Source organism: Streptomyces sp. NPDC088747 (assembly GCF_044751025.1).
Lineage (GTDB): Bacteria > Actinomycetota > Actinomycetes > Streptomycetales > Streptomycetaceae > Streptomyces.
Genome location: NZ_JBIVKZ010000010.1, coordinates 17,259 through 31,884 on the forward strand (window position 1 = coordinate 17,259; position 14,626 = coordinate 31,884).

Sequence of the window (14,626 nt, forward strand, 5' to 3'; positions counted from 1 at the left end):
TTGATTGGTGGGGGTGACTCCCGTGGCTTTGGGGCTGCGGGGGTCGCTTCTGTTTGGTGGGTGGCGCCGGGGTTGGTGGGTGGGTCGGGGCCGGGGGCCGGTACATCCGCCCGTCGCCGCCGGATCAGACGTCCGGTTCAGAGGGGCGGGTCCGGTGACGCGGGCGTACGCGACGGGCATGTGATGTACCGGCCCCCGGCCCCTCCCGTCGGTGGGCGGCTTTCCCTATCAGTTCCGGCCCGGGAATCTTCAGCCCGTCCGGCGTTTGAGGACGAGCGCGAAGCGCGAAAGGGGGGTCTGGGGGCGCAGCCCCCAGGTACGGGATGGGTAGGGGCGGAGGGGGCGAGGAAAGGGCTGGGGCCGGAAGGCCGCTTGCCGGGGTGGGGGCCGACGCGGCGTCGGTAAAGGGGGGGTGGGGGTGGGCGTAGCGTAGGTGTATGACGACGTATGGATCCTTTCCGGGTGCGCGGCCGCGGCGTCTGCGGACCACCCCCGTGATGCGGCGGATGGTCGCCGAGACCCGGCTGCACCCCGCTGACCTCATCCTCCCGGCCTTCGTGCGCGAGGGCATCCACGAGCCGGTGCCGATCGCGGCGATGCCGGGCGTCGTGCAGCACACCCGGGACAGCCTGAAGAAGGCGGCCGCGGACGCGGTGGCGGCCGGGATCTCCGGGATCATGCTCTACGGGGTGCCGGAGGAGTCGAAGAAGGACGCCGTCGGCACCGCGGGTACCGATCCGGACGGGATCCTCCAGGTCGCCCTGCGCGATGTGCGCGCCGAGGTCGGCGACGAGTTGCTGGTGATGTCCGACCTGTGTCTGGACGAGACCACCGACCACGGCCACTGCGGGGTGCTGGACGCCGAGGGGCGGGTGGACAACGACGCCACCCTTGAGCGGTACGCCGAGATGGCACAGGTGCAGGCCGACGCGGGCGCGCACGTGCTCGGGCCGAGCGGGATGATGGACGGCCAGATCGGCGTCGTCCGTGACGCGCTCGACCAGATCGGGCGGGAGGACGTCGCCCTCCTCGCCTACACCGCCAAGTACTCCTCCGCTTTCTACGGGCCCTTCCGGGAAGCCGTCGGCTCCTCGCTCAAGGGCGACCGCAAGACGTACCAGCAGGACCCGGCGAACTTCCGTGAGTCCATGCGGGAGCTGGCGCTCGACCTCGAAGAGGGCGCCGACATGGTGATGGTGAAGCCGGCGGGGCCCTATCTGGACATCCTCGCCAAGGTCGCGGACGCCGTGGACGTGCCGGTGGCCGCCTACCAGATCTCCGGCGAGTACTCGATGATCGAGGCCGCCGCCGAGAAGGGCTGGATCGACCGAGACAAGGCGATCCTGGAGACGCTGACCGGCATCAAGCGGGCCGGTGCGCGGAACATCCTCACCTACTGGGCGACCGAGGTCGCGCAGCTGCTTCGCTGAGTCGCGGCAGCAGCTGCGTTCCCGGGTCGCCCCTCGCCTTCGTCGCCTGCCTTGCGGTTCTCAGGAGCGGGGTGTCGGGGTGGACGTGAGCATGGGCAGGGAGTTCAGGTGCTGCTCCGGGACGTCGAAGGCCTCCGTCAGGTCCAGCAGGTGCGGGGCGAGCCGGGTGGTCAGCTCGTGGGCGGTTTCCGGGATCGAGCGGAGCTGGTCGGCGGTGAGTGCCCGCTCGATCAGGAGCGGGCCGCTGAGCCGCTTCACGTGTCCCAGCAGGAACAGCGCGCACAGGTCGTCCAGGACGGCGCGGGCGGACGGGTCGGGCACCGCGGCGCGGGCTGAGAGGAAGGCGTCGGCGGCCTGTCCGATCGCGTACGTCTCCACCAGTTCCAGGGCGGCGGCGGAGGCGTTGTTCCAGCGGCCGAGTGCGTCGCCGCCGTCTCCGCGCCGGAGGTCGCGGCGGGCGGCCCGGTGGGACTGCCGTTCGGCGGCGGTGACCGCGCGGCGGAGGAAGGCGGGGTCCGTCAGGCTCTCCTGGCCGGTGGCTTCGCCGGGGTCGGGAGCCAGGTCGTGGCCGAAGATCATCTCGGCGCCCGCCTTGCACCAGACGGCGAGGTTGTCGCCCTCGGCGGTGATCGCCCCCTCGACGTTCGCCGGGTACTCCGCCAGCCCGTTCACCGGGAACAGGCCCCGGGCGCCGCAGCGTTCGCGGCTCTCGACGGTGATGTCCCTTGCCCGCCAGGTGATCCAGCCCTTGGCCACCGCCACCAGCCGTTCCGTCGCCGCGCGTTCCTCGGGCGGGTGGGTGATCCAGCGGTCCGTGACCGTGCGGTGCAGGAAGGTCATGGCGTAGGCGGACGCCACCTGTTCGAGGAGGCGGGCGTGGTGGGTGCGGTGGGCGGCCAGCGGGACGCGCTGCCCGGCGACCGGGCCGGAAATCCGCCGCAGGTAGGCGTACCGGACAGCGGTCGTCAGCGCCGCCCGGCAGCCGCCGAGCGTGCTCGCGCTCATGCAGAGCTTGCCCGCCGTAACCCTGCTGATGGCGTGGAGGAATCGTTTGCGCGGGCTGCCGACGGAGCTCGCGAGGGTGCCGTCCGGCAGCAGCTTTCCGTGGCTGCCCTGAATGAGCGCGGTCCGGGGCAGCCGTACGTTGTCGAACGTGGTGACGCAGTGGTCCACCGGGCTGCCGATTCGTTCCGGCAGCATGGTCACGGTCACTCCCGGCAGCGTGCCGCGGCGGTCGGTCAGCGGGGTGAGGAAGAGGAACACGCCCAGGTCCCGGACGTCCAGGTCGTGCGTCATGAGCAGGCGCGCTGCGACCACCGCGGTCTTCGGGCCGCCTGCGGGGCTGGTGTTGGGCATGTACTTCGCCGCGCCCTCGTGCGGGGTGTGGAGTACGAACTCGTCGCGCTCACGGTCGTAGCGGGCCACGGTCTCCACCGCGGGCGCGTCGTTGCCGTGATCCCGCTCCGTGCACAGGAAGGTGCCGGTGCGGGCCATGGACACGAACTCGGTCAGGTCGCGCGGGGCGGACACGTCGTCGTCGAGCAGGCTGCCGAGGAAGAGGTTGTAGTGGATGCCGGCCACCGTCGCGGTGGCACCGTCGACCACCGCGGCCCACTCGTGCAGGGCGGCCAGCCTGCGCGGGTCGTCCGCCAACTGCTCGGCGGGAAGGGGCAGTCCGTCGTCGAGCGCGCGCAGCCGGTCGTACGCGAGCTGCCACCGCTCCTCCACGTAGGCCTGCGGACGGTAGCGGAAAAGGTCGGCGGAGATGGCCTCACGCCAGTGTGCGTGGACTTTCGCGCCGTCGGGGCCGTCCTCGAAGAGGGCCGCGGTGAGCATGCCGGCGAGTGATGCGGTGCCGGTGCCGGTGCCGGTGGTGCCGGTGGTGGTGGTGGCGGCACGGGTGTCGCTGTTGATCGTCACACGCCGTTCAACGATCAAGGAATGGCGGTGGAAACGATCTTCTGGTTGCTGTTGCGTTAATCCGTCGTGACGAGTCGTGGTGCGCTTGGCCGTCCGGGTCCGGGTCCGGGTCCGGTTCCGGGGATGGGGGACGGTCGAGTCCGCTGGGAGTTACGTTGTTGTACGGCGAATTACGTGACTCTCCAGGGAGAGGCTCCATGTCCGGTGACGCGCTCGGCCAGGATCCCGACGAGCTGAGGAAGCGGATCGACAGCACCAGGGCGCACCCCGCGCGCGTCTACGACGTCTTCCTCGGGGGCAAGGACAACTACCCCGTCGACCGAGCCGCCGCCGCGGCGGCCCTCGCGGCCAATCCGCGCGGTTACCTCGACGTCCGGCACAACCGCGACTTCCTGCGGCGGGCCGTGAGCACGCTGGCCCAGGAGGAGGGCATCCGCCAGTTCCTGGACATCGGCACCGGGCTGCCGACGCAGGAGAACGTCCATCAGATCGCCCAGCGGATCATCCCGGACTCGCGGGTCGTGTACGTCGACAACGATCCCGTCGTCCTCGCCCACGCGCGTGCCCTGCTCACCAGCGGGCCCGAGGGGCTGACGGACTACATCGACGCGGATCTGAAGCAGCCCGCGCGGATCCTCGAAGTCGCTGCCAAAACGCTGGACTTCGAGCGGCCCGTCGCCCTCGAACTCGTGGCGATCCTGCACTTCGTCGAGGACGCGGAGGCCTACCCGATCGTGCGCGAACTCGTCGACGCGCTGCCCTCCGGGAGCCGGCTCGTCCTCAGTCACCTCACCGAGGACCTCAACCCGGAGAGCATCCGCGCGGTCCAACGGACGTACACCGAGCGCGGTTTCACCTTCGTGCTGCGGTCCAGGGCCGAGGTCGAGCGCTTCTTCACCGAGAGCGGCCTCGAACTGGACGAGCCTGGTGTCGTCCCCGCCCACCACTGGCGTCCCGACGGCGCGGCTCCGCCCCCGGAGTCGGCCGATCCCGGCTACCTCGACACCCTCGACGACATCGAGAAGGTCCGTTACCGCGACATCAACGATGTCACCGACGCGGACATCAACGTGTACGCGGCGACGGGTGTGAAGCGCTAGGCGGGGGCAACGGCCGTCCCGCCGTGGGCGTCAGTCCCACCAGAAGGACCACACCTTCTGGTCGAGGACCTCCTGCGCCGCGTACGCCCGCAGGGTTTCGTGGTTGCCCTGGGTGATGTTGTCCGGGCAGAAGGCGAAGTGTTCGGCGGCGACCGCCTCCGCCTCTGCCGTGGTGGTGGGCGGGGCGGCCACCGACAGGACGAGCTGGTCGAAGGTGAGGGCGACCACCCGTATGCCGAAGCGGTCCTCCCAGGAGCGGAGCACTGCGCACAGGCGGGCCACGTCACCCTCGTGGTTCAGGGGTCCCGCCCAGCCGATCGCCGCCGGGATGTCCGCGCTGCGGCGGGCCGGGACGAGGGCGATGCGCGGGTCCTTGAGCCAGGAGCCGCTGTCCGCGAAGGAGTCGGCGATCTCGGCGGCGCGGGCGTCCGGGTCGGTGTCCGCCGTGGTGGCGGGGGCGAGGCCCGGCCACTCGGGGCCGTAGGGCGCGACTGTCTCCTCGTAGGTGGCGGGCTCGCCGAAGAGTTCGACGACGGTCGCCATGGCCGGATGGTCCTCGGCGGGGCCGAGTTCCTCCGCCGCGTACTCCTCCCAGAACTCGGCCAGTACCTCCTCGGCGTCGTGATCGCCGGGATAGGACATCTCGTCGGGCATCAACTGCCAGTCGGCCGGGCCGCCTTGCTCGCCGCCGGCGTCCACGAGGAGGGGGAGCAGGCCGGAGGTCCGTCCGGTGGGCGCCAGGGCCGACCAGGCACCGGGAGCCGCCGGTCCCTCGGCGTGCCAGAGGAGTGGCTCGGGCCGGGTGCCGTCGTCGGCGGTGTCGGCCGGCTCGGCCGCGTCGACCAGTCTCCCTGGCGGGAGTTCGAGCCCGAGCTCGCGGCCGCCCGGGTCGGCCGCCAGCTTCGGCAGGGGGTTGGGGAGTGTCGCCATGGCAGTGACTCTAGAGCCGGCCACTGACAATGCCACCGGCAACCCTCGCGGCGCTAACTCCCGCTGGCCGAGGGCCCCTTCGTCTGCCCGTACGGCACGGGCCAGCCGGTGAAGGCGTCCAGCAGGATCCGGTCGCCGACGGGCCGGTCCAGCTTCACCGTCACCTGCTTGGCGCGCAGGTCGGAGGTGCAGATGCCGTCCCTCGTCCCGGCGACCGAGGCGGACAGCACCACACTGCCGTCCGTCTCCAGCGCGCCCACGACGGGACCGTCGTCGCAGGAGCCGTGGTGGGCGTGGACGGTGACCGACCGGCCGCCGTCGGCGACTTCGGCCAGTCGGTCGAGCGGCCTCAGCTCGGCGTCGGACCCGGCGGGGGACGGCTTGATCGGCGGCTGGGGGAGCTTGGAGGGGGTGACGGCGACCCGCCTGAGCGGGGTGTCGTAGCCGTCGATCGTGAACAGCCAGGCGGGGACCGTCGCCGTGCCGCGGCTGGTGGCCAGCTTCATCCGGCCGGGCTTGGCCCCGGTCACCGTCAGCCGCGGTCCGTCGTTGCCGCCGCCGGCCAGCGTGTCGTACGCCTCGCGTGCGTCCATCAGCGGCAGTTCGAGCGAGCCGCCGCTGTCCCAGGTCACCTGCCCGGCCTCGCTTCCGCCGCCGAGGGGGAGTTCGCCGCGCAGGACGAGGTTCTCGGTCAGGTACGCGCGTTTGTCGTCCCCGTCGCGGAACGCGCCCTCGGGGAGCTGGACCGACTCGCCGAGGGGGTGGTAGCCCCGGCGCCACACCTCCGCGGCCTTTGAGCCGTCCCAGGCGTCGGCGACCGCGCGGGCACGGGCGTTGTCCGGTCGTGTCGCCGAGCCGGCGCTTTCGTCGCCGCAGCCCGCGACGGCACCGGCCGTCGCGGTGAACAGGGCGAGCACGACGAGCAGTTGGGCGGTGCGCGGCGCTGTCCGCATGGGTCCCCCAGGGCATGACGGTGGCGGGTGGAATCCGTACCGCTCCTCTGACGCACCGGGGCCGGTGGACGTTCGGTCCCGGAGGGGGGTCTGTCAACCGGGGCTCCGGTGCCGGTCGTTGCGGATACGGTGATTGCCGAGGACCGGTGAGAGGCCGTATCGCATGGCCGGTCACACGGTCGATCACGGTCGTTGGGGCGACATCGGGGGGACGGGATGGCCGACGGGGGGATTGTCGACGGCGGGACGGTCGACGGGGCGGTGCTCGCGCAGCTGCACTTCGGGCGTGAGGACGCCGAGCGGGACGTGACGGAGGGGCTGCTGTTACGCGGCGGGTTCCTGCCCAACGCCGCCTATCGCGCGGCGGTGACCGGGCGGAAGATGCTCATCATCGGCCGCAAGGGCTCCGGGAAGAGCGCCATCTGCATGCAGTTGATGGCGGACGGCGTCCAGCACGCCGGTAAGGCGCTGGTCACTCCGGACGAGGCGGCGGGGGAGGAGATCCGCCGGTTCGAGTTGCAGGGGCTGCCCGGAGACTCCGCCAAGGCGCTGATCTGGCGGTACGTGTTCGCCGTACACGCGGCCCGCTGCCTGGTTGCGCACGTCAGGGACGCGCACGGCCGCAGGCCCGACTCGGTGAAGGCGCTGGCGCGGTTCCTGAAGCAGAACGGCGAACTGGCGGGCGACCGGCTGGGCGACCGCCTCGCGCACGGCGCGCGGGGCCTGCAGACCTCGCTGTCCCTGGAGGCGTTCGGCGTCAAGGCGAGCATGGACACGGCTCAGTTGCCGCCGTCGGAGGGCGCGCGTGCCTCCCGGCAACTGGAGGTCGTCGAACAGGGCGTGGCCCGCGCCCTCACCGACCTGCGCTGCGACGGCGGCCACGGGCCGCTGCTCCTCATGGTCGACCAGCTGGAGCTGGTGTGGTCGGCCGAGCCGGACAGCAACTCGATGGTGATCGGGCTGCTGCTGGCCGCCAAGCACGCCGCGGGACTCTACGGGCGGGCCGTCCGGTTCCTGCTGTTCCTGCGCGCGGACATCTACGACTCGCTGTCGTTCGGGGAGGGCGACAAGTTCCACGGCGACGAACTGCGGATCGTCTGGACGGAACAGGCGCTGCGTGACCTCGCCCTCGCCCGCGCGCGTGCCTCCGCGGGGGCGGAGCTGACCGCGGAGCGGCTGTGGCGGGAGATCTTCCCGCCCGCCGTCGGCGGCGAGGAGACCGCCACCTACCTCTTCAGCCGCTGTCTGCCCCGGCCCAGGGACGCCATCCAGTTCCTCAACCTCTGCCAGGAGACGGCCTCGCTCATCCACGGCCGTGACCGCATCACGGAGGCGGACGTCCTCCAGGCGGGCCGCCAGTTCTCCGCCTGGAAGCTCAAGGACCTGACCCTTGAGTACCTGGTCGCGCACCCCTTCCTGAAGCACCTCTTCCCGCTGTTCCAGAACACGGGGTACGTGGTGACGCGCGCCGCGCTCGGCAGCCGCTTCGAGGCCGCCGCCGAGTCACTGCACGGGCTGTTCCCTGCGTACGCCGACGCGCTGACGCTCTCCGGTGTCATCGACATCCTGTACGGGGTCGGCTTCCTCGGGGTGCGGCGCGGGAACGACGTGGTGTTCGCCGGCGAGGACGACCTGCCGGTGCAGCCGCACGAGACGGAGTTCCACGTCCACCGGTGCTTCCGCGCGGCGCTCGGCGCCACCAGTGCCATGGACCTCCGCCGCTACGAGCCGGTCCTCGCGGGCGACCGCATCGTCCAGGGCAACACCGGCAACGCGGTCGGAGTGATCACCAGCCTCAACCGCGACGACCGGCTCCTCCAGGCGCTCAGCGGCTCCTGCCACTCCATCCTCGCCCAGGTCGGCCGGGCGGTCGGGCTGACGCATGACGCCCGCGAGGAGATCACGCAGCAGATCAACCGCGTACTCGACGACGTCAACAGCCGCTCCCGGGGGCCCGGTTCCCCCGACGCCGACGACCATCTCCTCACCACCGCCCACTACTTCACCAGCCTCGCCGCCCAACTCCTGGCCAGCGGACTCGACGACACCACCGGCGCCGGAGGTGTCGCCCACCGCATCGAGAACGAGGCCCGGCGACTACGACTGCTGGCGGGCGGCTCGTACGGCAGCTCCGGCAGCTCGGGGGGCCACTGACCAGCGGCGGCGACCGGGAGGATCGGGGGGACACGTGACGGGGGCGACGGGGGAGGGAACCGGTGCAGGGCGTACTGCTCGCTGAGCGGTTCCGGATCAGGGACCGGCTGGGCGCCGGCGGCATGGGCCAGGTCTGGTCCGCGCAGGACGAGCGGATGCGGCGGGACGTGGCCGTCAAGATCGTCCATCCGCAGTTCGGCATGGACGAGGCGGAGACGCAGGCCCGGTTCCAGCGCGAGGTGCAGTTGGCGGGGCGGCTCTCCCACCAGAACATCGTGACCGTTCACGACTGGGGCGAGGTGCCGGTCGACGGGCGTCACACCCTCTACCTCGTGATGGAACTCGTCCCCGGCGTGCCCCTCCACAAGCGATTCAGGGAGTCCCTGGCCCCCTGGCCGCTCGCCGTGGGCTGGGCCGCGCAGATCAGCCGGGCGCTGGACGCAGCGCACGGCCGGGGTGTCGTCCACCGTGACATCAAGCCCGCCAACGTGCTGCTCACTCCCGAGGGGACGGTCAAGGTCCTCGACTTCGGGGTCGCGAAGTTCATGGGCGAGACCATCGGCGCGCGCGACCTCACGGTGACCGGCGCGCCGCTGGGCTCCCCGGCGTACATGTCCCCGGAACAGGCCGAGGGGCTCCGGGACCTCGACCACCGCAGTGACCTGTACTCCCTCGGCTGTCTCCTCTACCACGCGGTGACCGGCCGCCCGCCGTTCGCGAGCACCACCCAGTGGGCGGTGCTCCGGATGCAGATGGAGGACACCCCGCCGGCGCCGGACACCCTCGTCGACGGCCTCCCGGGCGGCCTGAACGACCTCATCCTGAGCCTGCTCGCCAAGCGCCCCGCCGACCGGCCGCCGGACGCCGCCGCCGTCTTCGACGCGCTGTGCACCGTACTGGTCGACCACGCGGTCACGCTGCCCGGCGGGGACATCCTGGACGCCGCCCGGCTGGGACAGGGCGAAGCGCTCTCGGGGCGGTTGCTGGACAAGGCGTGGGGGCTCTGGCGGTCGACGGAAAGGCAGAGCGCGGTGAGGTGGGCGGAGGCGCGGGACAGCGCGGACCGCGTACGGGCGGAGGCGCTGGCCGCGGCCGAGCGGCTGGCCACCGAGGGGGCCGAGACGCTCACCGCCGCTCAGGAGGAGGCCGCATGGCTCCGCCGGGAGGCAGAGGAACTCCTAGGCTCGGCGCGTCGGGAGATCAACCAGCAGCTTGAGCGGACCCGTGAAGAGAACATGGAGTTGCTCGCATCCACGAGCGCGCTTGTGGAGGATGCCAAGTTCGAGGCCGTGCGCATGGCCGAGGAGGCCGAGGCTGGGGCCGAGCGGATGCGCGACGCGGCGCGGCGCGAGGCCGTCCAGCAGATCGAGGAGGCGGCCGCGACCGCCGGGGAACTGCTCGCAAAGGCCGAGGCGGATGCGGACGAGCTGCGTACGACGGCCCAGACGGACGCTGACAAGGTGCGCGACGAGGCCATCGAGCGCGCCACGGCGCTGCGCCGCCATGCCGAGGACACTCTGGAGCACATCAGCGTGGGGGCCGACAAGATCCGGTCCGCGGCGGAGGCCGACGCGGGTCGGCTGCGGGCCGAGGCGCGCGACGCCGCCGAGCGGCTGATCGCCAACGCGGTCGCCGAGAGCGAGCGGATCCGTGGCGAGGACGGGCGGGCCGCCGACGGGCCGTTCGAGGCGGCGCCCAGGACCGCCGCCGAGCGACTGGCCGCCAGGGCGTTCGACGACGCCGAAAAGCATGCGGGCCCGGTCAGGCCCCAGGCCGGGAAGTCCCCGCCATTCGGTTTCCAGTTGGTACGGCGCGGCTACGTCCGCGACCAAGTGGACAAACGTATCCCCCAGCTCGTGGCCGACCGTGACAGCGCCCTGGCCCGGGTCGCCGTTCTGGAAGGCCGAGCCAAGGAGAAACTGGCGGCGCAGAGCACGGAACTTCCCATCCCAGTGGAGGCTGCGTGGCGTCAGGCCGCAGACATCATCGCCGCTGCCTACGCTCGAGCCGACCTCGCCCAGGCCCGATTGCCCAGGACGCCGCCGCAGGCCGACAGCTTCGAACTGGCGCGGCGTGGTTACGACCGCGAGCAGGTGGATGAACGTGTTGCCCTGCTCGTGGCCGACCGTGACAGCGCCCTGGCCCGGGCTGCCGTTCTGGAAGGGCTTATCGCGGGGCGGCCTTGGGATCCGCCACAGCCATGACCACAGGAAAGCGCCGGAAGAGCGACCGCGAGGTCGGTCTCCCGGCGCCGCCCCTCACCCCGTCAGAGCCGGTCCGGCGTCCGGATCCCCAGCAGGGCCATGCCGTTGTGCAGGGTGCGGGCCGTGAGGTCCACCAGGAACAGGCGGTTCTCGACGACCTCGGGGGCGTTGTCCGGGGAGAGCACCTGGCACTGGTCGTAGAACGTCGTGAGGTGCGAGGCGAGCTGGTAGAGGTAGGCCGCCAGCTTGTGCGGGGCGTACTCCTTCGCCGCCTCGGTGACCTCCTCGCCGAACCGGTCCAGGTGCAGGCCCAACGCCCGCTCCGCGGGGGCCAGTTCCAGCTCCGGGTGGGCGCCGGGCCGGGCGTCGCCCGCCTTGCGGAGGATCGACTGGATACGGGCGTACGCGTACTGGAGGTAGACGGACGTGTCGCCGTTCAGCGACACCATCTGGTCCAGGTCGAACTTGTAGTCGCGGACGGCGGACGTGGAAAGGTCCGCGTACTTCACGGCGCCGACCCCGACGTACCGGCCGTTCTCGACGATCTCCCGCTCGCTCAGGCCGACCTTCTCGGCCTTCTCGCGGACGACGGCGGTGGCCCGCTGGACGGCCTCGTCGAGGAGGTCCTCCAGCTTCACCGTCTCGCCCTCACGGGTCTTGAACGGCTTGCCGTCCTTGCCCAGCACCGTGCCGAAGGCGAGCTGGAACGCCGTCACGTCCTCGCCGAGCCAGCCGGCCCGCCGGGCGGTCTCGAAGACCATCCGGAAGTGCAGCGACTGCCGGGCGTCGACCACGTAGAGCAGCGTGCTCGCCTTGAGGTTGAAGACGCGGTCCCTGATCGCCGACAGGTCGGTGGCCGCGTAGCCGTAGCCGCCGTCGGACTTGCGGACGATCAGCGGGACGCGGTTGCCGTCGGGGCCCTTGATGTCGTCGAAGAACACGCACAGCGCGCCGTCCGAGATCTCCGCGACGCCGGACTCCTCCAGCAGGCGGCACGTCTCGTCCAGCATGTCGTTGTAGCCCGACTCGCCGACGATGTCCGCGTCCCGGATCTCCATGTCCAGCTTCTCGAAGACCGAGAAGAAGTAGATCTTCGACTCGTCCACGAACTTCTGCCACGCGGCCAGCGTCTTCGGCTCACCCGCCTGGAGGTCGACCACCCGGCGCCGGGCCCGCGTCTTGAACTCCTCGTCGGAGTCGAAGAGCCTGCGGGCGGTCTTGTAGAGGCGGTCGAGGTTCGACATGGCCTCCTCGCCGGTGACTTCGGCGTCCTTGTGGTCCAACTCGCCCGGGTGCTCGTCCAGATACTGGATGAGCATGCCGAACTGGGTTCCCCAGTCGCCGATGTGGTGCCGCCGCACGACCGTCTCGCCGGTGAACTCCAGGAGCTGGACCACCGCGTCGCCGATCACCGCCGACCGCAGGTGGCCGACGTGCATCTCCTTCGCCACGTTCGGCTGGGCGTAGTCGATGACCGTCGTGCCCGGGTGCTCGGCGAAGGGCACCCCGAGACGGGCCGCGTCCGCGTACCGCGCGGCCAGCGTCCGGGTGATCGCCCCGTCGCTGATCGTGATGTTCAGGAAGCCGGGCCCCGACACCTCGATGTCCTGGATCACGTCACCCGACTCGACCCGCGCCACGACCTGCGTCGCCAGCTCCCGCGGATTGGCCTTCGCCTTCTTGGCGAGCGCCAGGATGCCGTTGGCCTGGAAGTCGGCCCGGTCGCTTCGTCGCAGCAGCGGGTCCGCGGCACCGGCCTCCGGCAGTGCTGCCGTGAGGGCGTCCGCGAGGCGCTGGTGGACGGAAGCGGTGAGGGACGTGACCGAGGCCATGGAGTGGCTGCCGTTCTGCTCGGGTTCCGGTGGTGTGGCCTGCGTACAGATCGGTTCCGCGGGCAGATCCCGAAGAATCCGGTCCGCGGGGATCCGAGTACAGGAAACCCAGTATCCCACGTGGTGAAAAGCCGTTTTCGCGGTTCCGGTCCGAGCTGGGAGAATGGGCACCTCAGCCGTCCGATCACGACGGCTGCTCCCGAAGGAACTCCAGAAAAAGAGGACGTGCCGATCGTGGCTCAGAGCACCGAGACCACCGACTGGGTCTCCCGTTACGCGGATGAGGTCATCGAGGAGTCGGAGCGTCGGGCCCCGAGCAAATCGACCTCACCCGGGACCGCCCCGGTCGTGGTCGTCGCCTCCGGGCTCTCGCCCTCAGGACCGATCCACCTCGGGAACCTCCGGGAGGTCATGACACCGCACCTCGTCGCCGACGAGATCCGGCGCCGGGGCCACGTCGTACGCCACCTGATCTCCTGGGACGACTACGACCGCTACCGCAAGGTCCCGGCCGGCGTCCCCGGCGTCGACGAGTCCTGGGCCCAGCACATCGGCAAGCCGCTGACCTCCGTACCGGCCCCCAAGGGCTCCGAACACCCCAACTGGGCCGAGCACTTCAAGGCCGCGATGATCACGTCGCTCGCCGAACTCGGCGTGGAGTACGACGGGATCAGCCAGACCGAGCAGTACACCTCGGGCGTCTACCGCGACCAGGTGCTGTTCGCCATGAAGCACCGCGGCGACATCGACGCCATCCTGGAGCAGTACCGCACCAAGAAGGCCCCGGCCAAGCAGAAGCAGCAGAAGCCGCTCGACGAGGCCGAGATCGAGGCCGCCGAGGGCTCCGGCGCCGCCGCCGAGGACGACGGCAGCTCGGACGCCGGCTACTTCCCGTACAAGCCCTACTGCGGCCGGTGCGAGAAGGACCTGACGACCGTCACGGCCTACGACGACGACAGCACCGAGCTGACCTACACCTGCTCGGCGTGCGGATTCTCCGAGACCGTCCGGCTGAACGAATTCAACCGCGGCAAGCTGGTCTGGAAGGTCGACTGGCCCATGCGCTGGGCCTACGAGGGCGTCGTCTTCGAGCCGAGCGGCGTCGACCACTCCTCCCCCGGCTCCAGCTTCCAGGTCGGCGGCCAGATCGTGGGACTCTTCGGCGGCAAGCAGCCGATCGGCCCCATGTACGCCTTCGTCGGCATCAGCGGCATGGCCAAGATGTCCAGCAGCAAGGGCGGCGTGCCCACCCCGGCCGACGCACTCCAGATCATGGAGCCGCAACTGCTGCGCTGGCTCTACGCCCGCCGCCGCCCCAACCAGTCCTTCAAGATCGCCTTCGACCAGGAGATCCAGCGGCTCTACGACGAGTGGGACAAGCTCGAGGGCAAGGTCGCCGACGGTTCGGCGCTCCCGGCGGACGCCGCCGCCCACTCCCGGGCCGTCGGCACCGCCGCCGGTGAACTGCCCCGGACACCCCGCCCGATGCCGTACCGCACCCTCGCCTCCGTCGCCGACATCACCGCGGGCGCCGAGGACCAGACCCTGCGGATCCTGAGCGAACTCGACCCCGGCAACCCGCTCGGCTCCCTGGACGAGGTGCGGCCCCGGCTCGACCGGGCCGAGACCTGGACCAACACCCAGGTCCCCGCCGAGGAGCGCACCGTCGTCCGCGAGGAGCCCGACACCGAGCTCCTGAAGTCCCTCGACGACCAGGGCCGCGAGTCGCTGCGCCTGCTCCTCGACGGACTCGACGCCAACTGGTCCCTCGACGGCCTGACCAACCTCGTCTACGGCGTCCCCAAGGTCCAGGCCGGCTTCCCCGCCGACGCCACCGCCAAGGAACTGCCGCCCGAGATCAAGGTCGCCCAGCGCACCTTCTTCGCCCGCCTCTACCACCTGCTGGTGAGCCGTGACACCGGCCCGCGCCTGCCCACGCTGCTGCTGGCGGTGGGCCAGGACCGGGTGCGGAAGCTCCTCGGCGAGTAGACCCGGCGCGGTACGGCGGTACGACGACGACGGGGCGCCCGGTGCTCGATGGCACCGGGCGCCCCGTCGTCGTAGAAACAAGGCCCTCCGCGCGGAACCCAGGACGACCACGAC

9 protein-coding genes are annotated in these 14,626 nt (G+C 71.2%); 5 read left to right on the top strand and 4 right to left on the bottom strand.

Annotation, left to right across the window (positions count from 1 at the left end; genetic code table 11):
• Positions 1 to 437 precede the first annotated feature (437 nt).
• Positions 438 to 1,430 (top strand): porphobilinogen synthase, encoded by a 993-nt coding sequence (hemB, locus tag ACIP79_RS23215; protein WP_401226323.1) that lies wholly within the window; start codon positions 438 to 440, stop codon positions 1,428 to 1,430.
• A gap of 60 nt (positions 1,431 to 1,490) precedes the next feature.
• Here the strand turns inward: hemB and ACIP79_RS23220 are convergent, their stop codons facing one another.
• The gene (locus ACIP79_RS23220) at positions 1,491 to 3,350 is read right to left on the bottom strand and encodes an acyl-CoA dehydrogenase (protein WP_401226325.1); all 1,860 of its coding nucleotides are present in this window, start codon (positions 3,348 to 3,350) and stop codon (positions 1,491 to 1,493) included.
• 197 nt (positions 3,351 to 3,547) lie between these two features.
• On the opposite strand from ACIP79_RS23220, the gene ACIP79_RS23225 reads away from it, so the two are divergent.
• Complete coding sequence (locus ACIP79_RS23225; protein WP_401226327.1) at positions 3,548 to 4,450, top strand: SAM-dependent methyltransferase; 903 nt, start codon at positions 3,548 to 3,550, stop codon at positions 4,448 to 4,450.
• 30 nt (positions 4,451 to 4,480) lie between these two features.
• Here ACIP79_RS23225 and ACIP79_RS23230 read toward each other — a convergent pair whose 3' ends face one another.
• Positions 4,481 to 5,380 carry a DUF4253 domain-containing protein gene (locus ACIP79_RS23230; RefSeq protein WP_401226329.1) on the bottom strand — a complete coding sequence of 300 codons (900 nt, stop codon included), beginning with the start codon at positions 5,378 to 5,380 and terminating at the stop codon, positions 4,481 to 4,483.
• 53 nt (positions 5,381 to 5,433) lie between these two features.
• A complete protein-coding gene (locus ACIP79_RS23235) occupies positions 5,434 to 6,333 on the bottom strand; it encodes a hypothetical protein (RefSeq protein WP_401226332.1) in 900 nt (299 codons plus the stop codon).
• 216 nt (positions 6,334 to 6,549) lie between these two features.
• Here ACIP79_RS23235 and ACIP79_RS23240 point away from each other — a divergent pair, with 216 nt between their 5' ends.
• Positions 6,550 to 8,487, top strand: coding sequence for a P-loop ATPase, Sll1717 family (locus ACIP79_RS23240; protein ID WP_401226335.1), 1,938 nt, complete (start codon positions 6,550 to 6,552; stop codon positions 8,485 to 8,487).
• Between the two features lie 62 nt (positions 8,488 to 8,549).
• On the top strand, positions 8,550 to 10,691 hold the full coding sequence (locus tag ACIP79_RS23245; protein WP_401226338.1) for a protein kinase: 2,142 nt from the start codon (positions 8,550 to 8,552) through the stop codon (positions 10,689 to 10,691).
• A 62-nt stretch (positions 10,692 to 10,753) separates the two neighbouring features.
• Here the strand turns inward: ACIP79_RS23245 and argS are convergent, their stop codons facing one another.
• Positions 10,754 to 12,523 (bottom strand): arginine--tRNA ligase, encoded by a 1,770-nt coding sequence (gene argS, locus ACIP79_RS23250; protein ID WP_401226340.1) that lies wholly within the window; start codon positions 12,521 to 12,523, stop codon positions 10,754 to 10,756.
• Positions 12,524 to 12,748: 225 nt separating this feature from the next.
• On the opposite strand from argS, the gene lysS reads away from it, so the two are divergent.
• Complete coding sequence (gene lysS / locus ACIP79_RS23255) at positions 12,749 to 14,512, top strand: lysine--tRNA ligase (protein ID WP_401226343.1); 1,764 nt, start codon at positions 12,749 to 12,751, stop codon at positions 14,510 to 14,512.
• The last annotated feature ends 114 nt before the right edge of the window (positions 14,513 to 14,626 follow it).

Excerpts from the sequence above, each read along its gene's own strand:
- hemB (WP_401226323.1), top strand. The coding sequence starts at position 438 with ATGACGACGTATGGATCCTTTCCGGGTGCGCGGCCGCGGCGTCTGCGG.
- ACIP79_RS23225 (WP_401226327.1), top strand. The coding sequence starts at position 3,548 with ATGTCCGGTGACGCGCTCGGCCAGGATCCCGACGAGCTGAGGAAGCGG.
- ACIP79_RS23230 (WP_401226329.1), bottom strand. The coding sequence starts at position 5,380 with ATGGCGACACTCCCCAACCCCCTGCCGAAGCTGGCGGCCGACCCGGGC.
- ACIP79_RS23235 (WP_401226332.1), bottom strand. The coding sequence starts at position 6,333 with ATGCGGACAGCGCCGCGCACCGCCCAACTGCTCGTCGTGCTCGCCCTG.
- ACIP79_RS23240 (WP_401226335.1), top strand. The coding sequence starts at position 6,550 with ATGGCCGACGGGGGGATTGTCGACGGCGGGACGGTCGACGGGGCGGTG.
- argS (WP_401226340.1), bottom strand. The coding sequence starts at position 12,523 with ATGGCCTCGGTCACGTCCCTCACCGCTTCCGTCCACCAGCGCCTCGCG.